Origin of the sequence: Paraburkholderia sp. IMGN_8 (assembly GCF_038050405.1) — a bacterium.
Classification (GTDB): Bacteria; Pseudomonadota; Gammaproteobacteria; order Burkholderiales; family Burkholderiaceae; genus Paraburkholderia.
Genome location: NZ_CP150900.1, coordinates 2,460,671 through 2,484,485, shown reverse-complemented (window position 1 = coordinate 2,484,485; position 23,815 = coordinate 2,460,671). Strand labels below are relative to the sequence as shown.

Below are 23,815 nucleotides of genomic sequence, written 5' to 3'. Positions count from 1 at the left end.
GCCGTCTGGCGACATAGAGCATGAACTACGATTACATTATCGTCGGCGCGGGTTCGGCGGGCTGCATTCTTGCCAATCGCCTGTCGGCGTCGGGCCAATATTCGGTACTGCTGCTTGAAGCGGGCGGCAAGGACAGTTCCTTCTGGTTCAAGATTCCGGTCGGTTTCACCAGGACGTACTACAACGAAACCTATAACTGGATGTACTACAGCGAGCCCGAAAAGGAACTCGACAACCGGCCGATCTATTGCCCGCGCGGCAAGGTGCAGGGCGGTTCGGGCTCGATCAACGCGATGATCTACGTGCGCGGCCAGCCGCACGATTTCGACGACTGGGCCGCCGCGGGCAATAAGGGTTGGGCGTTTCGCGACGTGCTGCCGTATTTCCGCAAGCTCGAATCGCATCCGCTCGGCAACACCGACTATCACGGCGCTGACGGCCCGATCCGCATCTCGCCGATGAAAGACGCGGTACATCCGATCTGCCACGTGTTCCTCAAAGGCTGCGACCAGGCCGGCTACAAACGCAGCGACGACTTCAACGGCGCGCAATTCGAAGGCGCGGGCATTTACGACGTGAATACGCGCAACGGGCAACGTTCGTCGAGCAGCTTCGAGTATCTGCATCCGGTGCTCACGCGCAAGAACCTGACCGTCGAGCGCGAAGTACTGGCAAGCCGCGTGCTATTCGACGGCAACCAGCGGGCGATCGGCGTGAGCGTCACGCAGAACGGCGCCACGCGGCAGTTCATGGCCAATCGCGAGGTGATCCTGTCGGCGGGCGCCGTGGATACGCCGAAGCTGCTGCAACTCTCGGGTGTAGGCGACAGCGCCTTGCTGGCGAAGCATCGCATTACGCTGGTCAAGGAACTGCCCGCCGTCGGCCAGAATCTGCAAGACCATTTGTGCGTGAGCTTCTACTATCGCGCCAACATGAAGACGCTGAACGACGAGATGTGGCCATTGCTCGGCAAGCTCAAGCTCGGCTTGCAGTATCTGCTGACACGCAAGGGACCGCTGGCGATGAGCGTGAACCAGTCGGGCGGTTTCTTCAAAGGCAACGAGCGCGAGACGCAGCCGAATTTGCAGTTGTACTTCAATCCGCTGTCGTACCGGATTCCGAAGAGCAACAAGGCGAGTCTCGAACCCGAGCCCTATTCGGGCTTTCTGCTGGCGTTCAATCCATGCCGGCCGACCAGCCGCGGCTCGATCGAGATCGCGTCGAATCGCGCGGAAGACGCCGCGAAAATCCGCATCAACGCGCTGACCACCGAAAAAGACATCGACGAAGTGATCCAGGGTTGCGAACTGGTGCGCAAGGTAATGAGTTCGCCGGCGTTGAAGGAGATCACGGTGGAGGAAATCTCGCCCGGGCCGCAGGTGAATACCCGCGAAGGCTTCCTGCAATACTTCCGCGAGCAGTCGGGCTCGATCTATCACCTGTGCGGCTCATGTGCGATGGGCGACGATCCGCGTACTTCGGTGGTCGATGCACGCTTGCGGGTGCATGGCATCGCCGGGCTGCGCGTGGTCGATGCGTCGATCTTTCCGAACATCACGTCCGGCAACATCAACGCGCCGACGATGATGGTGGCCGAGAAGGGCGCCGAGATGATTCTCGAAGACGCGCAAAGCACTGCGGCTATTAAACCTGAAGCGTCGGAGCTGACCGCCGCGGCTTGACAGCGGCGCGCTGCGGCCTCAAATCAACGCACATCGACGCAACTCAAAGCGCGTCGCCCAACTGCGCTGACTCCGACGAATCGAGTGCCCGCTCGCTGAGCCAGATCTCCTGCTGCAACCAGTCGCGAAACAGCGCGACGTGCGGCAGTTCGTCCTGTCCGGCGCGCGTGACGAGCCAGTACGACTGATGCCCGTCGACATGCACGTTTAGCACCTGCACCAGCTGTCCCTCCGCCAGTTCGCGCGCGATCATGTGACGATCGGCGATCGTCACGCCGAGCCCGTCGGTCGCGGCGCGAATCGCATGATCGAGCAGGTCGAATTCGTAACCGCCACGTGTGTCGACATTTTCGATGCCGGCGGCCTTCAGCCAATGTTGCCACGTCAGGTAGCGCTGATCGGCGCTCGCGAGCACGTGCAACAGCGTGAACTGATTCAGATCGATCGCCGCGCGGCCGGCCTGGCGCGCCAGCAACGCGGGCGCGCAAACCGCGATGTGCCGCTCGTTCATCAGCAGACGGTTGTCGAAACCTTCCCACTCGCCATTGCCGAAACGGATCGCGCAGTCGAGCACGCCCGACTCGGCCAGATTGTCGTCGACACGGGTCGACAGGCTCAATTCCAGATGCGGATACGCGTCACGCAGACGCCCCAGCCGCGGCATCAGCCAGCGGCTCGTAAAAGTGGGCGGCGCGTTGATGCGCAATCGATTGCGGTGGGTCTTTTCCTGCAGGCTGCGCACCGTCAGTTCGATCCGGTCGAACGATTGCTGCAGGGCCTGCAACAGGACACGCCCGGCGGCGGACAGTTCCAGGTGGTGATGGTGACGCAGCAATAGCGTCTCGCCGAGCTGCGCCTCCAGTTGCCGGACCTGCCGGCTGACGGCGCTTTGCGTCACGTTCAGCAACTCGGCGGCGCGCGTGAAGCTGCCTGTGCGGCCGGCGACTTCGAAGGCTTTGAGCGCGTTCAGCGCGGGCATTTTACGTTTCAAGGCTGTCTCGACTCGATTGCGCGATTGCAGAAAAGCAGAAAACCGCTGGCTATTCTACGTGCTCGCCGCGCCGGCGCCGCATCGGTGTCGTGAAATTTGGTCGTGGCCTCGCGCAAGTCGCGGGACGCCGCCGCGTGCCGTTCGTACGATGTCGCACAGAGTTAAAAGAGGTCAACTACTAGGCTCCGGTACTAGAGAAAGACTCGGCAAGACCGCTTGCCCAGGTAGCGCCGGGCAGGGGTTCGTCCGGTTGGATTTCTCTCGACAAAACGAAATTTGTGCGGCGGGTCCCGGCCGGGATGGTGCTCGCCCGCGCAAAACGTGGAGCTTTTAATGGATCGATCGGATTTGCTCGACGCTTCTTCCAGCGCCGCACCGCGCCTACCCATCTACGGCATCCAGCCGGATCGTGCCGCGGCATCGCAAATGACGGCGCTCACGCGCGCGCTCGAGGCTCATACCGGCCACATCTTCGCAAACTATGAGGCGCTGCACGATTTCTCGGTGCGGGACTACCGGACCTTCTGGTCATTCCTGTTGCAGTGGTCGCAAGGCGTGGACTGGTCGGGCAGCACCGAGCCTGCATGCGTGGGCGATGAGTGCGAGCATGCGCGTTTCTTCCCGCAGGTGCGCCTGAATTATGCGGACGCGCTGCTGAGCCTCGCGGTCGCGCCGGCGCAAGCACCGGCACTCACGGCCTGTCACGCGGATGGCCGCAAGCTGCGCCTGAACCGCGGCGAATTGCGCGAACGCGTTGCGCGTCTGGCCGATGCGTTGTCGGCGTTGGGATTGAGCGAGGGCGACCGGGTGATCGCCGTGATGCGCAACGACGCCGCCGCGATCGTGACCGCGCTGGCCGTCACCGCGCTGGGCGCCACGCTATCGACCGTTGCGCCGGAAATGAGCGTCGAGACCATGCTTGACCGTTTCGCGCCGCTCGAACCACGACTCCTGTTCGCGCACACCGCCGCACAACCGTTCGACACCGGCACGCCGGTGCAGACGAACGTCGCCGCGCTGGCCGCTGCGTTGCCGTCGCTACAAGGCATTGTCGCGCTCGATGGCGGCAGCTTGCCGGGCACCGTCGAGCCGGCTGTGTATGCGGTGGATGAACTGATCGCGAGCGGCGACGCAACCCGCTTCGTGTGGCGGCAATTTCCGTTCAACCAGCCGCTTTTCATCATGTTTTCGTCGGGGACCACGGGCAAGCCGAAATGCATCATGCACGGCGCCGGCGGCGTGTTGCTCGAACATCTGAAGGAACACCGCTTGCACAGCGACCTGCGGCCAGGCGACCGGCTGTTCTTCCACACCAGTTGCGCGTGGATGATGTGGAACTGGCAATTGTCGGCGTTGGCGTCGGGCGTCGAGATCGTCACATACGACGGTCCGATTTCGACGGTCGACACACTTTGGCGCCTCGTGGCCGACGAGCGCGTCAGCGTATTCGGCACCAGCCCCGCGTACCTGAAAATGAGCGAGGAGGCCGGACTCGCGCCAGGCAAGCAGTTCGATCTGGGCGCATTGCGGGCGATGATGTCGACCGGCGCGGTGCTGTACGACGCGCAATTCGCGTGGGTGCGCGATCACGTCAAGCCGCTGCCGTTGCAATCGATCTCAGGCGGCACCGACATTCTCGGTTGCTTTGTGCTGGGCAACCCGAACCTGCCGGTCTACGCGGGCGAAGCGCAATGCAAGAGTCTCGGGCTGGACATTCAGTCATGGGAGCGGGGTAAGCGCACGGACGGTGCCGGCCAACTGGTCTGTACGAATCCGTTTCCGTCGCGTCCGCTCGGTTTCTTCGGCGACGCCGACGGCACGCGCTTTCACGCGGCCTATTTCGCCGACAACCCGGGCGTCTGGACTCACGGCGACCTTGTCGAGTTTTTACGGGACGGCTCCGTGCGTCTGCACGGCCGCTCGGATGGCTTGTTGAATGTGCGCGGCATCAACGTCGGCCCGGGGGAGATTTACCGCGTACTGAACGACATCCCCGAGATTCGCGAGGCAATGGTTGTGCAGCAGCAAGCGCGCGCCGCGCCGGCAGGCGACTCCGCTGCTGCGACCGTTGAGCCGCGCGTGGTGTTGTTACTGGTGTTGCGCGACGGCTGCGTGCTGAACGGCGCATTGGCCGCGCGCGTGCGACGCGACCTCGCGCGGCGCGCATCGCCCGCGCATGTGCCGGACCGCATCATTGCCGTGGACGCATTGCCCGTCACGCACAACGGCAAGCCGTCCGAGGCGGCGGCGCGCCAGGCGGTCAACGGCTTACCGGCCGGCAACGCCGCTGCGCTGCGCAACCCGGCCTGCCTCGACGCGATCCGCAATCATCCTGCACTGAACCTTGCCACACGTGAGATTCCGCCGCCGGGCGAGACGCGCGAATTGCTGGAACGGCATTTACAGGCGCATTGGGAGCGACTATTCGACTTCGCGCCAATCGACCGCGACGACAACTTCTTCGACCTGGGCGGCCACTCGCTGCTTGCCGCGCGGATGTTCGCGGAGATACGCCAGACGACGGGCCGCGCGATACCGCTGGCGACATTGATGGTCGCGCCGACGATCGCGAGCCTTGCTGCTGCCATCGACGCCAGTGCGCAGCAACCCGCCGCATCGCCGACCCTTGTGCAGGTGCGCGCCGGGGAGGGCACACCGATCTTTCTCGCGCACAGCGTGAGCGGTTCGGTGATGGAGTGTTTGACGCTGGTGAATGCGCTGCGCAGTCCGCGTCCGGTGTATGGCTTGCAGGCACGCGGCCTGGACGGCGAACGGCCGGCTCATCGACGCGTCGAGGACATGGCTGCCAGCTACGTCGAACAGATGCGCCGCGCGCAGCCGGCCGGCCCGTACGCGATAGCGGGCTTCTCATTCGGCGGCCTGGTGGCGTTTGAGATTGCGCAGCAACTGCGGCGCGCGGGCGAACGAATCGAGTTGCTGTGTTTGCTCGACACCTACGTGCACGAGGATTTTCTGCCACTGAGCGTGCGAGTGCGGCACCGCTGGCGCATGGCTGGCGGCCAATGGCGCAAGCTCCGCGAGGTACCGGCCCCCCAACTACCGGGCTATCTAGCCGCCAAACTGATGGGTGTAACTGACATCATGCGCCGCCGAACGGGGCGCAGCGTGCGCCGTCCCGACCCATTCACGGCGACGTTGCCACCGACATTGCGGCGCATCCGCGAGACGATGGGTGCGGCGATGATGACTTACCGCCCGCGTCCATACGATGCCGGTCCGATCATTTATCTACGCGCGGCGATAGCCGAGCGGGAGCGAGGCGACCCTATGCCGCTATGGCGAAGGATTGCGCGCGCCGGCCTGGTGGTAGCGGACGTCTCGGGTGGTCATGGAGACATGATCGTGGAGCCGAACGTCCAACGAGTCGCGGCACTGCTGGACGAAAGACTGGAGAACTTGTGAAAAACGGGCGAACAAGAAAGTCCCGCCCAGCATGCCTGAATGGTTGAACGCCGAACACCCTTTGGTTTCCGAGGTAAACCCATCCGCGGAGCACGTAGTGCGAGGCGGGAGGAATGATTCCAGAGGCGTTTATCTGCCATCGGTTTTGAGAAGTACCGCTACGGCGCGCGTAGCGCCGCCGGAAGAATGACTGCGTTGTCACAAGCGCGGAGTGCGCGAGGGCACCGACTCCAGATGCTCCACTGCCTCCTCCAAGCCAGGGGACCCGCTTAAGAACTAGCGGTTTGAGCCGCTTTCTTTTGCCTACTTTTCTTTGCGGCCGGCAAAGAAAAGTAGGTGCCGCCCCGCACAGGGGCGACGCTAATAAACCAATATCAATTCAAGGAAAGGCCAACGCCGCAGGCGTACAGACCATAAGCGCCGCGCAGACAAAAAACCAATCAATAAGCAATACAAACCGACTTACATTCAGTATAAGCATCCACAATAGCCCTCCCGTGTTCGCGTCCGATCCCGGACGCCTTAAACCCTCCAAACGGCATAGCAGGATCAACCATATTATGGGTATTGACCCAAACCGTTCCGGCCTCGATCCCATCGACCAACCTCAGGGCCTTATCGAGCTGATTAGTCCAGACACTGGCCCCAAGCCCATATTCAGAATCATTAGCCTGAGCTAAAACCTCCTCAAGATCGTCATAAGGCATAGCCACAAGCACAGGTCCAAAAACCTCTTCCTTAACGACAGAAAGCGGCTTACACGCCCGATTAGCAATCACAGTAGGCCGAACAAAGTACCCATCACCATCAGCAGAAGCAGAATCACGAGACAAAACCTCGCCCCCTTCATCCTTGCCTTGCGCAATCATGCCCACAACCTTATCCCGATGCCGCGACGAAACCATCGGCCCCATCTGCGCCGCAGCATCGAATCCCGAGCCTAGGGCAATTCCATCCGCCACAGCGGCGATACCTTGCACCACTTCGTCGTAGATCGACCGCGCGACATACAAGCGCGAACCCGCGGTACAAACCTGGCCATGATTGAAGAAAATCGCCCCAGCGGCGCCTTCAATCGCTGTGCGCGGATCGCAATCGTCGAGCACGATAACGGGGCTCTTGCCGCCCAATTCCAGCGACGCGCGTTTCAGATCGTCAGCGCATTGGCGGCCGATGATGCGGCCCACCTCAGTCGAACCTGTGAAGGTTACCTTGTTCACCAAAGGATGCTTGACCAGTGCCGCACCAGCCGTTTCACCGCGGCCAGTGACGACGTTGAATACGCCAGGTGGGAAGCCTGCTTCATAAGCCAGTTCGGCGAGACGAATCGCGGTCAAAGGCGTTTCTTCAGCAGGTTTCAGCACGACAGTGCAGCCACAAGCGAGCGCCGGCGCGATTTTCCATACCGCCATGAGGAGCGGGAAATTCCATGGGACGATGGCTGCCACTACGCCTGCCGGCACGCGTTTGGTCGAGGCGTTGTAGCGGGTGCCCGGCGGGAAGGCGATCGAGAGGTCGAGGGTCGTGCCCTCGATTTTGGTGGCCCAGCCGGCCATGTAACGCAGCCATTGCACGCTGCCTGCTACTTCCAGCATCTTTGAGAAGGCTAGTAGCTTGCCCTGGTTTAGGGTTTCTAGTGTCGCTAGTTCGTCTGTGTGTTTTTCTACGAGGTCGGCCAGGGTTAGTAGCAACCGCTCGCGGGTGGAGGGCGGCATTCTGCGCCATGTGTCGGATTCGAAGGCCTGTTTTGATGTTCTTACCGCGTGGTCTATGTCTTCCGCTGTGGCGTCGGGGATTTGGGCTAGTTCTTTTGATGTGGCGGGGTTGAAGATCGGGAAGGTTTTGCCTGCGGCGCTTGGTGTGGGTTCGCCGTTGATGAACATTTTTGTGTGAAGGGTCTCTGTTCTGACTTGGTCGTTCATTTGGTTTGTCTCCAGCAGGGTTGGGTCGGAGTTGCGCTTTTGATTTGCATTTGGATTTCTCTTCTGTGTGCCTACGGCGTTGCCTTTCCTTGCTTTCTTATTGGTTTATTAGCGTTGCCCCTGTGCGGGGCACACCTACTTTTCTTTGCCGCCGCAAAGAAAAGTAGGCAAAAGAAAGCGGCTCAAACCGCTAGCTCTTAAGCGGGACCCTCGCGCAGTTGCGGTAGTGGTGCGAGTGGAATCTGTGTCCTCGCGCACTCCGCGTCAGTGACAAGGCAGTCATTCTTCCCACTTCGCACTCCGTGCTCCGCGGAACGGTCTGCCTGGCGGTGGTCCACGTTTCGGTGCTGTTGGTTCGTTCCTTTGCTGCGCCCTTTCTTTGTCAACGTCGCCGCGCATAGCATGTTCACCACCGCGCTCAGCGCATATAGCACGATGAATCCGTCGCCGAAGAAGTAGGGTGTCGTCGATAGCGCTGCACCCAGCACCATTCCCATGTGGTGTGCCGCACCGGAGCAGCCCGCGCTGAATACGCTGCTCGATTTGCCACCCACGTTCATTAGCGCTGGTATCGTCAGGCAGTCGAGAACCAGAAAGATCTTCGCTGCCAGCGGGGCCAGCGCCGGAGTGTCTGCGGCAGCTAGCGCTCCTATTAGCGCTGCACGTATCATGTATAACGCCGTCAGCATTCTGTGTTGGCTAGACCGATCGGCGGCTAACGCCAGCACGCATACGGCAATCACCGAAAGCATTCCCTGCCAGATCGGTTGAGTACCGCCCACGCCGCAAATCGCGTAAAGCTGAAAACGCGCCAGACTGCCGCTCGAAACGCCCGCAAGTAATGCGAGTAACGTCGCCGTGCCCGGCGCGTGAAGCGCCTTCGGCGATTCGTCCTCGGTTCGCTTCGAATCGTTCAGTGGCTCGTTGGCTCGGCCAATAAGACGCAGCCAGTAAAACAATAACGTGATGCCCATTGCCATGATTAGAGACGCAAGCGCGCCACCATGCCCTGACCCAGTCAGGTACGGCGGAACGACGCTCATTGCGATCATCGTTACGATCAGCGTCGCGGCAGTCGGCAACGAAGAGCGACGAACGGATGAACGCGCCGTCAGCGTCGGCACGATCATCATCGTTGCCAACGTCAGCGCACTCATCCACAGCGCGCTCGCGTGCTGGCCGAGGCCGGCACGCGTCACCAGCGCGGCGGCGCCGCTCGCAAGGAGCGCACATGCCGTTCCGGCAACGTAGCCGCCATGCCGCACGCCGTGCATCGTCGGGTCAGTGCTTGCAGCAGGCACGATCCGCGGGTTTGCCGTCTTCGACGCTGTTCTGATCGCGCTCGGACGGTAAGTCCATCGTGGGGTTGGCGGAGAAGAAGTTGTTCGGCTTGAGCATGAAGCCGGCATACTCGACCGGCATCACCGGGAAGTCCTCGGGCTTGCACACATGCGTGTGGCCGAAGCTGTGCCACAACACCAGATCTTCATTCTCGATGTTGCGGTTCGCCTCGATATAGCGCGGCAAGCCGTCGCCGCCGGAGTGCTGGTTCGGATAGTCGCCGCTCGCATAACGCTCGGCCGGATCGAACGGCGTGACCCACACGTGACGGGTCGCAAAGCCGCCGCGTTGGCGCACTTTCGAACGTTCGTCGGCAAGCATCAGCGGCGAGTCGTTGACGATCAGCTTGTAGCCCGGGTTCGCGCCGACGGCGTTCTTCACATTCGGGTTGATCACCTTCCAGTAACGTCCCGTGCTGCCGTTCGCGAGGCGCGCGGCTTCGCTCTCGGTCTTGAAGACGCGCCTGGTGGTGTCGAAGACGTTGCCGTACGGATTGGTTTCGCCCATTGGACGCGGGACGAATTCGTGTTCGGTCACGGAGTTGCGCTCGCCGTCCACCATCATGTGCAGCCGCGCGTTGAAGAAGTGTTGGTGAGTCGGACCGCCGAGGTTCCCGGTGATCATGCCGCCCCACGGATACGTGTCGCCGTCCGCCACGGCCGAGGTCTGCACGATGCCGGTCAGCTTGCATTCGAGCTGGATCGTGCCGTCCTGGTACAGATACCAGTAAAAACCGTAGTCGTAGTTGCCGACGGTCGCGAAGAACGAAATCACGAGGCGTCGCGAGCGGCGCATTTCGAATACGCCGGTGCGGAATTCGTAGTGCTTCCACAGCGTGCCGTAATCTTCTTCATGCATGCACACGGCGTTCTTCATCAGGAATGCATTGCCGAAATCGTCGGCGGACGGAATGTCGAAGTAGCGGATCGTGCCGAGGCAGTCGCAGCCGAGTTCGAGTTGGTTCGCGAGTTTGCCGAGGCCGTATTCACCCGCGTCGAAGGCGCTCTTCCAGTAGTGGTTCGTACTCGGATCGGAATAGGGCACGCACATCTCGGTGACGCTCGCACGGTAGATGATGGGGCGCGCGTTCTTGCCGTCGTCCCATGAGAGCTGATGCAACACCAGTCCCTCGCGCGGCGTGAAGCCGACGCGGAAGGTCCAGTTCTGCCAGCTCACGTGCCAGCCGTCGATCTTGAAGCTCGGACCTTCAGGCTGGCTGATCGACAGCGGCTTGAGCGTGTCGCGCGGCTCGCCGAGGCTCGGCGTGTCGTAGTTGTGCTTCGCGCGCGGAATTGGAATGATGCGGCCGTCGTCCACCAGTTCGATGACTCTCTTCTCGAGCAGATCGACCACCGCGACCACGCCCTCGATCGGATGCGCGTAGCCGTTATCGGTCACGGTCTCGCGGTAATAGCTCACGCAACGCACGAGGCGCCGGCCGTTTTCGTTCTCGCGATCGAAGCAACCGGCGGAAAACGGATCGACCTGCACACGCTCAAGATCTTTCTCGGTCAGGCCGCGTTTCATCACCGCGACGCGCCACGCGTCGTCGTTCTTGACGATCTGTTCGGCGTTCATGAAGTCGTCGATCATCACCGGCGGCTGGCCGTAGGGTGCCTGATCGAATGGCAACACCTTGCGCGAGGCGACTTTCTTTTCGCCGAGGTCGACGAGAAATTCAATGGTCGCGCCGTTCGTGCGATCGATTGCCAGCACAAAAGCCGTGCGCGAAAAGTATTCGCCGGCTTTGAACGCAACCACTTCGGCCTTCGGCGGCTCGCGCAATTCGACGACCGGAAAACGCGCATGCGCGTCGAGTTTTTCAGCGGCTTTCACGAGGTCGCAGGCAAGCTGCATTTCGTCCGGCCGCAGCGGATCGAGCGGATGAACGGGGACGTGAGCGGCTTTCGTGGTATTCGTGTTCATAGGATTCCCGTAAGGAGTGTGCTGGACCGGACAGCGTGTTCGCGTGGACGGATGGCGCGCGGCAAACGCTGAGTCGATGGCAAATCGTAGGAACCCAATAATATTTTCGCGCTTGCTTATCGCGCCAAATGAGCGATAAAGTGCGCCAGGAGGGAAGACCCCGGTAAGACTGAGGAGGAGACACTCAGGATGAAAAAAGTCACGCTCAACGGCACTTTCCCGATGATTCGTGCCGCCGTGATGGGGCCGGTTGTGCGCGCGCTCGATGCATCGGGCGCCGATTGCGATGCGCTGCTCGCGGCGTTCGGCATGAGCCGGCGGCTCCTGTCCAATCCGTATGAGATGCTGCCGCTCACGCGCTACGTGGCGGCTTTCGAGCGCGCGGCCGAGGTGCTCGGCGAGCCGTCGCTCGGCTTGCGGCTGGGCAGCGAATTGCAAGTGACCGAACTGGGGCCGGCGGGCCTGGTGTTTCTATCTTCGCCGACCTTGAACGCGGCGATGCGCAAGTTCACGGCCGCATTGGAATCGTGGCAAAACACGACGACCTGCGAGTTGCTGCGCGACGACGAATGGCCGATATGGACCTATCAGATCGCCGATCCGCAAATCTGGCCACGCCGCCAGGACGCCGAGTACAGCCTGTCGACGATGTGCCACATGATCCGGGTCGTGCGCGGCGCCGCGTGGAATCCGGTCGAAGTGCATTTCGAACATGCCGCGCCCGCGGATCTCAAACCGTACGCACGCAATTTTCGCGTGCCAGTGCGCTTTCAGCAGCCTTTCAATGGCGTGATCCTGCGTCCGCAAGATCTCGACGCATCGCTTAAAAGCGCCGATACGCAGATGGCGCGCATGATGGAACGCCACGCCACCGATCTGATCTCGCGCGATGCGGTGCCGCACAGCATCGTCGAACAGGTACGCGATCTGGTGACGCGGCGGCTCGCGCATGAAAAGCTGATCGTCGCCGACATCGCGAAAGATCTCGGTCTCTCGCATCGCTCGTTACAACGGCATCTCGCGCAAGAGGGGACTTCCGTGCGGCAGATCGTGCGCGAAGAACGGCAGCGCAGTGTCGAAGGCCTGCTCGAACGCGAAGGGCTTACTAATGCCGCGATTGCACGCGCCGTAGGTTATGCGGATGCGACGGTGTTGTGGCGCGCCACGCGCAACTGGAAAAAACAATAGACGCGGCGGCACAGCATCTGCTTTCAATCTGAAAGCACGGCGCAACACCTAACAATCCGCACAAAAAAACTTCAGGTTCCTAAGCATTCACTGCGAACCGCGGCCCTCGGAACTATTGCTGGCATTGGCGCGAATTATCGAAAATTTGGCGTAGTTGGCGAAGTCCGTTTATTTTTTAGCTACCTACCATGCGCTCACACCGAACCATCGAACGTCGGTAAAGCGAGCGCCTGGACCAGCGGTTCAAGGGTTGAGGCGAGTTCCGGACTAGCCAACAAACACAGAGGCAGCGATGAATGAACCCTACTCTCCGACCCGTCTGGTGGACGCGGAGAATCCCGTGGAACTGAAAGGCAATACGCTGGGCCTATGGCAGATCGTGTTCCTCGTGATCTCCGCGGCTGCGCCCCTCACGGGCATGCTCGGCGCAGTGCCGCCGGCGATCAGTCTGGGCAATGGCGCGGGCATTCCGGGTGCGTTTGTGATTGCCGGCGTGATCCTGCTGATTTTCAGCGTGGGCTTCGCGTCGATGAGCCGGCATGTGGTGCGCGCCGGCGCGTTCTACGCGTACATTACCGCGGGACTCGGACGGCCGTTGGGCATGGCTGGCGCACTGGTCGCATTGATGTCGTACACGTTTATCCAGATCGCGCTGTATGGCCTCTTTGGGTTCTTCTGTACGGTCATCCTCTCGCCGTTGTTGCATAGTTCGCTACCGTGGTACGGCTATTCCCTGATTTGCGTAGCAGTGGTGCAATTCACCGGCATCCGCGGTATCGATCTGAATAGCCGCCTGCTCGGCATTCTGATGTGTCTCGAGCTGGGCATTCTGTTGCTGCTCGCCATTGCGATCGTCGTGCATGGCGGCGGCCCGAACGGGCTCACGCCGGCGCCGTTCACGCCGCAGCATGTGTTCAGCGGCCACCTCGGCATTGCGGTGATGTTCGCCTTCGCATCGTTTATCGGTTTCGAAGCGACCGCGATTTACGGCAAGGAATGCCGCGATCCGAAAGTGACGGTGCCGCGCGCGACTTATGTGTCGGTGATGCTGATCCTCGTGTTCTTCGCCTTCGTCACGTGGACGATAGTCTGCGCATACGGCCTCGCCGACGTGGTCGCGGTGGCGACCAAACAGCCGGGTGACTTCTGGTTCATTCAGTCTGGTAAATACCTGGGCGGTGCGGTGACGACCGTGATGAGCTTCCTGTTGCTCAGCAGTATCTTCGCGAGCCTGTTGTCGTTCCATAACACGCTGGTGCGCTATATCCACGCGTTGAGCCTCGAAGGCATCCTGCCGCAAGCGCTCAACCGGGTGCATGCCAGGTATCGGTCGCCGTATGTCGCGAGCTATCTGCAAACGCTGTCGGTGTGCGTGTTGCTGGGGCTCTTTATCGCAGCGGGCAGCGATGCGTTCAACATCGTGTTCAGCTGGAGTTCGGCGCTCGGCACGATCGGCATTGTGATGCTGCAAGCGGTGACGAGTTTTTCGGTGATCGCGTTCTTCCGCAAGACTCGCAAGGACACACGCGTATGGCACTCGTTTATCGCGCCGCTGGTGGGCGGCATCGGCCTGCTGTATATCGGCGTGATTCTGGTGCGCAATCTCGATGCGCTCAGCGGCTCCGATAGCCCGATCGTCAAGTCATTCCCATGGATCGTATTCGCGGTGGCGCTGATCGGCGTCGTGATCGGTCTCATTCTGCGCCGGACGCGGCCCGATATTTACGCGCGCTTCGGCCAGTGATCGAACGGCGCGCTGCGCTAAGGGCGCGCCGTCTCCGCCGTTTTTTCCGTTTCCGACGTTACCGACGTTTCGTCAAGCAGCAATGGCTGCCGTTCATCCTCGACCGGCAGCGGGGCGCTGTTGTTCTTCTTCGTTGAACACTCTCACTTCTCGATAAAACTATGGCACACACATTCGTCAAGCGCTCGGCGCTTGCGCTGGCCGCGTGCGGCCTCGCGATGGGCGCGTATGCGCAATCTTCGGTGACGCTCTTTGGCACGATCGACGCCGGCGTCGTCTACACGACCAACCAGCAGACGACGCTCGCCGACGGCAGCACCAACGGCCACGCGAACTACCAGCTGGCGGGCGGCAACCTGGTGCCATCGCGCTGGGGTCTGACGGGGGCCGAGGACATCGGCGGCGGCACTACCGTCAATTTCACGCTGGAGAACAGTTTTCTGATCGGCAACGGCGCGATGTTGCAATCGAATACGCTGTTCAACCGCAACGCATGGGTCGGATTGAACAACGGCACGTATGGCGCGCTGACTTTCGGCCGTCAATACGATCCGTTCTCCGATTACATGGGTGCGTATGCGTCGAGCAATAACTGGGCGACGCTGTACGGTTCGCATTTCGGCGACGTCGACAATCTCAACGAAGCGTTCAATTTCAACAACTCGATCAAGTACCTGAGCCCGAGCTTCGGTGGTTTGACGGTTGGCGGGTTGTTCAGCCTTGGTGGCGTGGCGGGCAATTTCTCGCAGAACAAGGGCTGGGCGCTGGCGGCGAATTACGCGCAAGGGCCGTTGTCGCTGAGCGCGGGTTATCTGGAGTTGAATCAGCCGTTGCAGGCGGCTTTGGGTGGTACGGCCGGGTATATCGGAGACTTCAGTTGCACTAATGCCGATGCGTCGTATTGCCTGTTGCAGAATGCCAGCAAGGTGAGGATCTTTGGGGCAGGGGGTTCGTATGCCTTCGGCAAGGCGAATGTCGCAGTGAGTTATACGCATACGCGGTTGTCGCAAAGTCAGTATTTCGTTACTGCGGCGAGGCCTGCCGGCTCGGATATTTCGTTCGACATTGCTGAGTTGAACACTACCTATATGCTTGCGCCTGATTTGCAGCTGGGTCTTGCTTATATTTTCAACGATGCCAAGCCGAGTGGAAGTGCTTCGACGCGGGTGCATCAGGTCAACCTTGGGGCGGTTTATAGTTTGTCCAAGCGGACGGCTGTTTATGCGGTGGCGATTGGGCAGAAATCGTCGGGTGCGGGGCTTGGGATTGATCCGTCGACAGGGCAGACGGAGAATCTCGCTCAGATTCCGAATATCGTGAACTCTAATACCGATAAGCAACTCTCTGTGATCGTTGGGGTTCGGCATAATTTTTGAGTGGCTATGGGGGTGGTTTTTTTTGCCTACGGCGTTGGGTTTTTTTGCCTGCTCGGCGCTTCTTGGCTGTTTGCCTGCGGCGTTGGCCTTTCCTTGTTTTTTTAGTGGTTTATTAGCGTCGCCCCTGTGCGGGGCGGGCACTTACTTTCTTTGCCGCCGCAAAGAAAGTAAGCAAAGAAAGCGGCTTCACACCACTAATTCTTAAGCGGGTCCCCTGGCTTGGAGGAGGTAGTGGAGCATCTGGAATCGGTGTTCTCGCGCATTCGGCGCTGGTGACAAGGCAGTCATACTTCCGGCGGCGCTGCGCGGGCCGTAGCGGTACTTCATCAAACCGCCTGGCGGTTTTGGCGCATGCGCCTGGTTCGGCGCAGGGGCTTGCCCTCGAGTCTCCAATCCTCGAGTCCCCAATGCTCCGCCGAGTCGCTAGCGGCTCACTTGGAGTAATGCCCCTCATGTCTCCAATGCCTTGCCAAGGCGCTGATGTTTTACTCGGAGTGGTGGCTTGCACTCGCACCTGGGCGCCACGCCGAGGCGAAGCCGATGGCACCCGCTACGCACAATCGAAGCCAAGGATTTCCCTTGCAGACCGTTCCGGCGAGCACGCAGTGCGAGGCGGGAAGAATGATGCCGGAGGCGTACACGCCCCATCGGTTTTGGGAAGCACCGCTGCGGCGCGCGCAGCGCCGCCGGAAGTATGACTGCCTTGTCACCAGCGCGGAGTGTGCGAGAGCACGGATTCCAGATGCTCCACTGCCTCCTCCAAGCCAGGGGACCCGCTTAAGAGCTAGCGGTTTGAGCCGCTTTCTTTTGCCTACTTTTCTTTGCGGCCGGCAAAGAAAAGTAGGTGCCCCCCCGCACAGGGGGAACGCCAATAAACCAATATAAAAAGAAAAAACCACCGCCGCAGGCACACAAAACATAAAGCGCCGCGCAGGCGCACAGACCGTGATGTGATCGACCGTTTCGTCGAAACCGTCACGGCGGTCCCGCAGTTTCAGTTCGACACGGACAGCGCGGGCATGCTTTGAGCAGGCTTCGGACGGGGCCTCACGCTGCAGATACGCTCCATACTAAGCCGAGCGCTTGATGCGATGAAAATTGCGGTCGAAGTAGATCAGTCCATCGCCATCGGTGCGCACGCAAATGCGCGCAGTCTTGACGAACATCACCGAGTGCGAGCCGACTTCCTTCATTTCGACGATTTCGCCTTGCAGGCTGGCTAATGCATCGCGCAGCACAGGCACGCCGTGCGTGCCGTCGTCCCAGATCGGCCAGCCGAAACGTTCTGCCATCGGCACCTGGGTCATGCCTGCGAAGTGGCGCGCGAGTAGCTCGTGCTCGCCGGGCAGCACGTTGATGCACAGATGGCGATTGCCTTCGAAGGTCGCGTGCATGGCGCTGGAGCGGTTCAGGCAGACCAGCAGCGTCGGCGGCGTATCGGTCACGGAGCACACGGCGCTCGCGGTGACGCCGCAGCGTCCGTGCGGGCCGGCCGTCGTGACGACATTGACGGCCGCGCACAGATGCGCCATGGCCTGACGAAACTGCTGCTTCGCATCGGCGTCCGGGTTGGGATGTGGGGTCGACGTCATATGTGGTTCCAGGATTCGAAGTGAGGAGCTGGTTCCAAGCGTAATCAATCCGCACACGGAAAAAAATCCGCGCGAGCGCCGTATAGGCGGGCGTCTTTCCCAACGTGTCTAAAGCTTTCCCTAACTCACGCACAAAGGCCCGCGTATCCGCGCGGAATAATCGGTACCACAGGGTAACTATCGCTTTTCAGGCCTTTTTCCACTGGTTATCATGAGCCGTCGATGCGCTTCGCACATCGCACACTTCAGAACCATCCAGATTGATTCCATGCTCCGCCAATCGCCACCTGCAGCAACCCTCACACCGATCGTCTATATCGTCGACGACGACAGCGGCATGCGTACGTCGCTTGCATGGTTGCTCGAATCGGTAGGCGTGAAATCGGTGGGATTCGCCAGCGCGAGCGAGTTTCTCAATGCGTTCGACCCCAGCGTGCCCGCCTGTCTGGTGCTCGACGTGCGCATGCCGGAGCAAAGCGGTTTCGACGTGCAAGTCGAATTGAACCGCCAGGACGCGAGCCTGCCAATCATTTTCGTCAGCGGTCACGGCGACATTCCAATGTCGGTGCGCGCCATGCAGAACGGCGCGATCGATTTCGTCGAGAAGCCCTACAACTCGCAGCAGATGCTCGACCGCGTGCAGCGCGCGTTGAAGCTCGCCACGCAACGCCATGCCGTCGATCAGAAGCGGCGCGAGTTGCGCAAGCGTATCGAGTCGCTGACGGCGCGCGAGAAGGAAGTGCTGCGTGGTGTGATCGATGGCAAGGGCAGCAAGCGTATTGCCACCGATCTGTCGATCAGCGTGAAGACCGTCGACGTGCACCGCGCGAGCATCAAGGACAAGCTCGGCGCGGCGTCGATTGCGATGCTGGTGCGCGAGGTGATGGCGGTGTGGGATCACGATGCGCCCGCGAGCTGAAGCGGCTCAGCCCGCTGATCCGGGCGCGCGCCGGCGCTTATTTGGCGCCTGGTTGACGTTTAGCGCATGAACAAACCGCCGTTCACATCCCAGCATGCGCCGTTCGCGAAGTACGCATTCTCGGCGGCAAGCATCACCGCGACGTCGGCGACATAATCCGCCGATCCCAGACGTCCCGCGGGAATGTTGGCGATCACCGCCTTCAGCTTGTCGGCCGCGACGCTCTCATGAACGATCGGCAAATCCATCGGTCCGGGTGAAATCGCGTTGACGGTCACGCCTGCCGCGCCGAGGTCGCGCGCAAACACCTTGGTCAGCGTGATCACGCCGCCTTTCGCCGCCGCATAGTGCGCGCCGGTGGCCGAGCCGCCGTTTTGCCCCGCGAGCGATGCGATATTGACGATGCGGCCCGCGCCCGTTTCGGTGAAATGCCGGCCGAACACCTGGCAGCCGAACAGCACGCTGCGCAGATTGACGTTGATGACCTGATCGAATTGCTCGGCGGTGATCTCCATCACAGGCACGACTTTCGATGCGCCCGCATTGTTGACCAGCGCGTCGATGCGGCCCCAGCGCTGCAGGATTGCATCGCGTGCGGTTTCGAAAGAGGTTTTCGAGGTCACGTCGAGATTCAACGCGAAGGCGCTGGAACCGTCGGCGCTCAGGTCGCGGGCAAAGGCTTGTGCTGCATCGAACGCGATGTCGCCGATCGCGACCGCATAACCCGCCGCGTGAAAGCGCGTGGCGATAGCGGCGCCGAGACCGCGCGCGGCGCCGGTGACGAGTACAACTCTGTTCTGCATTGCTTCAACTCCATGAGAAAACTGCCGCTTTTATAGCGGTTTTATGGTCCGTTCAAGCGGCGAGGGCGGTTTCAAAACGCGCCGCGATCGCGCACACCTGCTCATCCGCGCCTTTGCGCCCAACGATCTGCAAGCCGGCCTTGAGCGAAGAACCGTCGATCGGCAACGGCAGACTCAAAGCCGGATGCCCGCTCAGATTGAACGGCCGGATCAGCGACGACATCGCGATCACCGACGTGCCGCCGCGTGCTTCGTCGAGCGTAATCGGCAGTGCGGGCAGCGTGGGCAGGATCAGCACATCGACGCCGGCGAGCGCATGATCGACCGCCGCGGTGAATCGCCGGCGTATTTGTTCCGCTATAGCGAGTTGCGCGGCGGTCGTCTTTGCCGCGGCGCGCAGCCGCGCGTCGAGATCGGCGCCGAGCTTGCCGGTCTCCACCAGATGACCGAACGCACGCGAGGTTTCCACGTTGATGACCGAGAGTCCCGCATCGAAAGCGTCGCTGAGGCCGTCGAGTTCGATCGAACGCGAAGAGAATCCCGCTTGATCCGCGGCGCGCGCAACGGCGCTGCTGATCTCAGGCATTGCATCGACCTGCACGATGCCGACGTTGCACGAGCCTGGCAAAGGCCGCGCGGCATGCGCGTCGAAGTCCGCTGAGATAGCCTGCATCGCCGCGACGATCATGTGCATCTCGCGCGCGAACGGTCCGACGCAATCGAGCGTCGATTCACGCGGCGCGACGCCGCGGCGCGAGACACGGCCGTACGTCGGCTTCAAGCCGATCACGCCGCAACATGCAGCAGGGCCGCGAATCGAGCCGCCGGTGTCGGTGCCGAGCGCGGCGTCGGCGAGCTTCAAACCGACGGCCGCCGCCGAGCCGCTCGACGAACCGCCAGGAATGCGCGTGGTGTCTTGCGGATTGAGAGGCGTGCCGGTGTAGTCGTTGATACCCGTCATGCCGAACGCAAGCTCATGCATGTTCGCTTTGCCGACGATATGCCAGCCGGCCGCGAGCAGCCGTTCGACTACTTCCGCGTGCCGCTGCGCGGGCGCGGCATCGGCAAGCGCGCGGCTCGCGGCGGTGGTTGCGAAGCCGGCGATATCGATGGTGTCCTTGATCGCAATGCTCGGACCCGTGCCGCCTAACGACAAGATCTGGATAAACTCGTTCATGGGCCTGGTTTCCTTGTATTCACTTCCCACGGCGCATCGAAAAGACGTTCGGTGCGAAAGTACGTGATAAGCCAGTCGCGGCCATTGGCTGCGGGCGCGAAGTCCACTTCGAGGCGCGCCGAGATCAGTTCCGCTTGCGCGTCGACGTAATCCGACGCTTGCAGCATGATCCAACGGCCTCTTGCGGTCGCGCCATGCACCTCGATCGTTTCCGACGTGAGGAAGTGGACATTCATCGAGAAATGCGGCGACGGCGGCAAGTAACGCATGAGCATCGCGAGAATGTCCGCGTGGCCCGTGAGGCGGCCGAACTGATGGGCGTACTGCGGGCCGATGCCTTCCCAGATCGCGTCCGTGGCGAACAGACCTGCGAGCGTCTCGCCGTGGAGCGCGCCGGACGGCACGTCGCACAGCGCCATGTAGCGCGCCATCGTGCGGCGCACCGCGGTTTCGGCTTCGAGCGCGGCGAGCCGGTCGGTCAACGCGGCGAGCGTAGCGGCGGTATCGTTCATCGCATCACGCTCAAGCCGCGTTGGCGTGCTGCGGCGGCACCGCCAGCGCGCGGCCCACGCGCGCCTCGATCTTGCCGTAGCGCCACAGGTTGTACTCGCCGACCGGCGTCGTGCGATAGAGGTTGCAGACCGCGACGGCGGTGTCGAAGTCCGCCACGTCGGCCATGATGTAGAAAGTCCACGGCGAGTTGTCGGCGTTGCCGACGCTCAGGCGGTCGTCGTCCATGATGCCGAGCACCTTGACGCCTTCCATCGATTCGACCGCGCTCAGCATCTTGCCGTAAGCCTGCCAGACTTCGCCGATTTTCTCGCGCGGCAAGTCGAAGAAATTCTGCGTTACGCCGCAGCAGAACAGAACGCGCAGCGGCAACGCTTCTTGATCGGACATAGGGTGGTTCTCCTTGAAATCGTATGGGCATCGAAAACGGAAAGTGGCTTACAGGTAGCCCGGAATCGGCGGCACGCCGACGAACACCGCGCCGGCGCCGTCGAAGTTGCCTTCGCCGAGAAACGCGTGCTGGGTGACCACCATCGAGTCGCGCAACAGACGCTGCAATGGATGCGTGCGATAGATCGCCATCGTGCCGCCGAGGCGATAGGCGCGCTGCACGACCTCGGCGCCTTCGCGGGCGATCTGCGTCGCGGCGAGGCGCAGCAGGCTGACCTGATCCGGCGTGACCGGCCGGCCCGCGAGGATCGATTGCCAGACTTCGTCGGTGGTGTCGTAGAAAAAGGCGCGGGCGGAGCGCAGTTGCGCTTCGGCTTTCGCCAACTCGATCCGGTAATACGCGCGGTCTGCGAGTTGCGGCGCGCCGGTGGTGGTCTTGCGGCCGCCGGCCATCTGGTTGGCGACATCGAGCGCGGCGCGGGCGAGGCCGAGGTTGACCACTGCCAGCACTTGCGCCGCGTAGGCGATGGTCGGATAGCGATACAACGGTTCGTCGACGTTCGCTTCGCCGCCGCGCACGAAGGTCCATTCGTCCGCAACGAATTGATCGCTCACACGCAGATCGTGGCTGCCCGTGCCTTGCATGCCGACCACGTCCCAGTTATCGACGATCTCGACCTGATGCGGGCGGAACACGGCCGTGCGCGGCTTGCCGGGTGTGCCGCCGTTGCCCACGCCTGTGTTGATCCCGACGCCGAGCCAATCCGCGCCCTTGCAGCCGCTCGCGAATTTCCACGTGCCGTTTACGCGCCAACCACCTTCAGCGGGCTGCGCCGGTTGCACCGGAAACAGACCGCCCGCGAACACCTGATCGGGACCATCGGCGTAGATCTGCGCCTGGGTCGCGAGAGGCAATGCCGCAAGATAGACGTTCGCCGAGCCGAAGCTCGCGACCCACGCAGCGGAGCCGTCCGCCGTTGCGATGCGTTCGATCATGGCGAGAAAAGCGGTGGGCGCGAGCGCATCGCCGCCGAAGCGCTGCGGCGTGGCTGCGCGATACACGCCCGCGCGCTTGAGCCTGGCGATCACGTCGCGCGGCACATGCGACAGGCGGTCGAATTCATCGCGACGCGCGGCAATTTCGGCGATCACGTCGTCGAGCGGCAAGCGCGTGGGCGTTGGCGCGCTCAGGTTTTCCGCGGCGACGGCGGTAGCGTTATCGGACATTGCGGAGGTTCTCCTTGATTCGTTGGCGACTGAAACACGAGGCACGATTCGGATGGGTCATGAATCGTGCAAGCTTGTGCCAGTCTAGAAATGCAAAAAGAACGCTTCAATTGGGGCGTGGGACGCGCTTTTAGGTAGCGCGCCGGGGGCATCTAAAGAAATCTTCAGGCGCGTATGCCTGGCTGGCCGCGGGTCAATCGCGCGTGGCGTTCGTATCTTTGGGAATGGTCGCGAGGGTGATCGCGGTGATCAGTCCGAAGCCGATCAACATCAACGCCACCGGCCACGGTGCGCGCACCTTCGCATACAACGCGGTAGCCACCAAAGGCGCGAGTCCGCCGGAAAACACCGAGGCGATCTCGTGGCCGAGCGCCATGCCCGAATAGCGGACTTCGGTGGGGAACAGTTCACCCATCAACGCGGGCTGCGTGCCGATCATTGCCGCATGACAGAACGGCAAGCCTAAAGCGAGCGACGCGAACACCAGCAACGGCTGATGCGTGTCGATCAGCCAGAAGGCGGGAAACGCGATCACCACCAGGCCTAGCGCGCCGATCATATACACCGGCCGTCGCCCGATGACATCCGATAGACGTCCCCATAGCACAATCGTCACGAGTTCGATCAGCATCGCGATCATCACGCCGCCGAGCATCACCGAAACCGGCACGCCAATTGTCTTGCCGTACACCAGCACGAATGACAAAAAGATATACGTGCCGCCGTTTTCCGCGATGCGCAAACCCATCGCCTGCAAGACCTGCTTCGGGTGATTGCGCAGCACGGTGAGCACCGGCATATGCCTGGGCTTTGCGGCAGTGAAGTCTCGGCTCTCCGGCAGACGCCTGCGGATATAAACGCCGACGCCGAAGATCAGCACGCTCGCGAGAAACGGCACGCGCCAGCCCCACGACATGAAGCTCTCCACCGGCAGCCGCTGCACGAGATAGAACGCGGCGGCCGACAACACGAAGCCGCCCGCCACGCCCAACTGGCTGAACGATGCGTAATAGCCGCGCCGATTCGCCGGGGCACTCTCGCTGATCAGCAGCACGCCGCCGCCCCATTCACCGCCTGAGGCGATGCCTTGCACGACTCGCAGACACACGAGCGCCGCGGGCGCGAGAAAGCCGATCTGCGAGAACGTCGGCAACAGACCGATGCCGAAGGTCGCGACGCCCATCATCATCAGCGTGATGACGAGCGCGCGTTTGCGGCCATGCCGGTCGCCGATGTGACCGAACACGATGCCGCCCAGCGGTCGCGCCAGAAAGCCGATCGCAAAGCCCGCGAAAGCGGCGAGCGTGCCCATCAGCGGGTCGCCGTGCAGCGGGAAGAACAGCGGTCCGAAGATCAGCGCGGCAGCGGTGCCGTACAGGAAGAAGTCGTACCACTCGAGCGCATTGCCGAGCACGGAGGCGACGATGATACGGCGCAGTGTTCGCGAGGTGGCCGGCGCCGTCGGCGTGGCTAGCGTTCCGGCGGTGGAGGAGAGCGTGTCGTTGGGCATCGTCGTACTCGCATGGAGGGAAAAGGAACGCTACCGGCCGGGCGACTTCGCGGTCTGCCCGCCGATCTGGTGTGGGCATCGTGCCGGTCCGCTC

The 23,815-nt window shown here is 61.8% G+C and carries 17 protein-coding genes; 6 read left to right on the top strand and 11 right to left on the bottom strand.

Features of this window, described 5'->3' with window-relative positions; all coding sequences use genetic code 11:
• Positions 1–20: 20 nt before the first annotated feature.
• Positions 21–1,682 carry a GMC family oxidoreductase N-terminal domain-containing protein gene (locus WN982_RS11530; protein ID WP_341312142.1) on the top strand — a complete coding sequence of 554 codons (1,662 nt, stop codon included), beginning with the start codon at positions 21–23 and terminating at the stop codon, positions 1,680–1,682.
• A 43-nt stretch (positions 1,683–1,725) separates the two neighbouring features.
• Here the strand turns inward: WN982_RS11530 and WN982_RS11525 are convergent, their stop codons facing one another.
• On the bottom strand, positions 1,726–2,661 hold the full coding sequence (locus WN982_RS11525) for a LysR substrate-binding domain-containing protein (RefSeq protein WP_341315776.1): 936 nt from the start codon (positions 2,659–2,661) through the stop codon (positions 1,726–1,728).
• A 345-nt stretch (positions 2,662–3,006) separates the two neighbouring features.
• Here WN982_RS11525 and WN982_RS11520 point away from each other — a divergent pair, with 345 nt between their 5' ends.
• The gene (locus WN982_RS11520) at positions 3,007–6,096 is read left to right on the top strand and encodes an acetoacetate--CoA ligase (protein WP_341312141.1); all 3,090 of its coding nucleotides are present in this window, start codon (positions 3,007–3,009) and stop codon (positions 6,094–6,096) included.
• Between the two features lie 440 nt (positions 6,097–6,536).
• Here WN982_RS11520 and styD read toward each other — a convergent pair whose 3' ends face one another.
• From styD to WN982_RS11505, 3 genes are all read right to left on the bottom strand, one after another.
• Positions 6,537–8,018: a phenylacetaldehyde dehydrogenase StyD gene (gene styD / locus WN982_RS11515; protein WP_341312140.1), complete on the bottom strand. Its 1,482-nt coding sequence runs from the start codon at positions 8,016–8,018 to the stop codon at positions 6,537–6,539.
• Positions 8,019–8,215: 197 nt separating this feature from the next.
• Complete coding sequence (locus tag WN982_RS11510; RefSeq protein WP_341312139.1) at positions 8,216–9,319, bottom strand: hypothetical protein; 1,104 nt, start codon at positions 9,317–9,319, stop codon at positions 8,216–8,218.
• Positions 9,300–11,285: a primary-amine oxidase gene (locus WN982_RS11505; protein WP_341312138.1), complete on the bottom strand. Its 1,986-nt coding sequence runs from the start codon at positions 11,283–11,285 to the stop codon at positions 9,300–9,302. The genes WN982_RS11510 and WN982_RS11505 overlap by 20 nt, the downstream gene beginning before the upstream one ends.
• Before the next feature lie 189 nt (positions 11,286–11,474).
• On the opposite strand from WN982_RS11505, the gene WN982_RS11500 reads away from it, so the two are divergent.
• From WN982_RS11500 to WN982_RS11490, 3 genes are all read left to right on the top strand, one after another.
• The gene (locus WN982_RS11500; RefSeq protein WP_341312137.1) at positions 11,475–12,473 is read left to right on the top strand and encodes an AraC family transcriptional regulator; all 999 of its coding nucleotides are present in this window, start codon (positions 11,475–11,477) and stop codon (positions 12,471–12,473) included.
• Positions 12,474–12,765: 292 nt separating this feature from the next.
• Positions 12,766–14,217 (top strand): APC family permease, encoded by a 1,452-nt coding sequence (locus WN982_RS11495; RefSeq protein WP_341312136.1) that lies wholly within the window; start codon positions 12,766–12,768, stop codon positions 14,215–14,217.
• Positions 14,218–14,378: 161 nt separating this feature from the next.
• Positions 14,379–15,593, top strand: coding sequence for a porin (locus WN982_RS11490; protein WP_341312135.1), 1,215 nt, complete (start codon positions 14,379–14,381; stop codon positions 15,591–15,593).
• 1,070 nt (positions 15,594–16,663) lie between these two features.
• On the opposite strand, the gene hpaC is transcribed toward WN982_RS11490, so the two are convergent.
• Complete coding sequence (gene hpaC, locus WN982_RS11485; protein ID WP_341312134.1) at positions 16,664–17,185, bottom strand: 4-hydroxyphenylacetate 3-monooxygenase, reductase component; 522 nt, start codon at positions 17,183–17,185, stop codon at positions 16,664–16,666.
• 268 nt (positions 17,186–17,453) lie between these two features.
• On the opposite strand from hpaC, the gene WN982_RS11480 reads away from it, so the two are divergent.
• Complete coding sequence (locus tag WN982_RS11480) at positions 17,454–18,104, top strand: response regulator (RefSeq protein WP_341312133.1); 651 nt, start codon at positions 17,454–17,456, stop codon at positions 18,102–18,104.
• A gap of 59 nt (positions 18,105–18,163) precedes the next feature.
• Here WN982_RS11480 and WN982_RS11475 read toward each other — a convergent pair whose 3' ends face one another.
• The 6 genes from WN982_RS11475 to WN982_RS11450 all read right to left on the bottom strand — a co-directional run bounded on the left by WN982_RS11475 (position 18,164) and on the right by WN982_RS11450 (position 23,721).
• Positions 18,164–18,907 carry an SDR family oxidoreductase gene (locus WN982_RS11475; RefSeq protein WP_341312132.1) on the bottom strand — a complete coding sequence of 248 codons (744 nt, stop codon included), beginning with the start codon at positions 18,905–18,907 and terminating at the stop codon, positions 18,164–18,166.
• Positions 18,908–18,959: 52 nt separating this feature from the next.
• The gene (locus WN982_RS11470; RefSeq protein ID WP_341312131.1) at positions 18,960–20,084 is read right to left on the bottom strand and encodes an amidase; all 1,125 of its coding nucleotides are present in this window, start codon (positions 20,082–20,084) and stop codon (positions 18,960–18,962) included.
• Positions 20,081–20,596, bottom strand: a complete 516-nt coding sequence (locus tag WN982_RS11465; protein WP_341312130.1) for a nuclear transport factor 2 family protein — start codon at positions 20,594–20,596, stop codon at positions 20,081–20,083. The genes WN982_RS11470 and WN982_RS11465 overlap by 4 nt, the downstream gene beginning before the upstream one ends.
• Before the next feature lie 10 nt (positions 20,597–20,606).
• Positions 20,607–20,984 carry a hypothetical protein gene (locus WN982_RS11460; RefSeq protein ID WP_341312129.1) on the bottom strand — a complete coding sequence of 126 codons (378 nt, stop codon included), beginning with the start codon at positions 20,982–20,984 and terminating at the stop codon, positions 20,607–20,609.
• A 48-nt stretch (positions 20,985–21,032) separates the two neighbouring features.
• Positions 21,033–22,211 (bottom strand): acyl-CoA dehydrogenase family protein, encoded by a 1,179-nt coding sequence (locus tag WN982_RS11455; RefSeq protein ID WP_341312128.1) that lies wholly within the window; start codon positions 22,209–22,211, stop codon positions 21,033–21,035.
• A 193-nt stretch (positions 22,212–22,404) separates the two neighbouring features.
• On the bottom strand, positions 22,405–23,721 hold the full coding sequence (locus WN982_RS11450; protein ID WP_341312127.1) for an MFS transporter: 1,317 nt from the start codon (positions 23,719–23,721) through the stop codon (positions 22,405–22,407).
• Positions 23,722–23,815 lie beyond the last annotated feature (94 nt).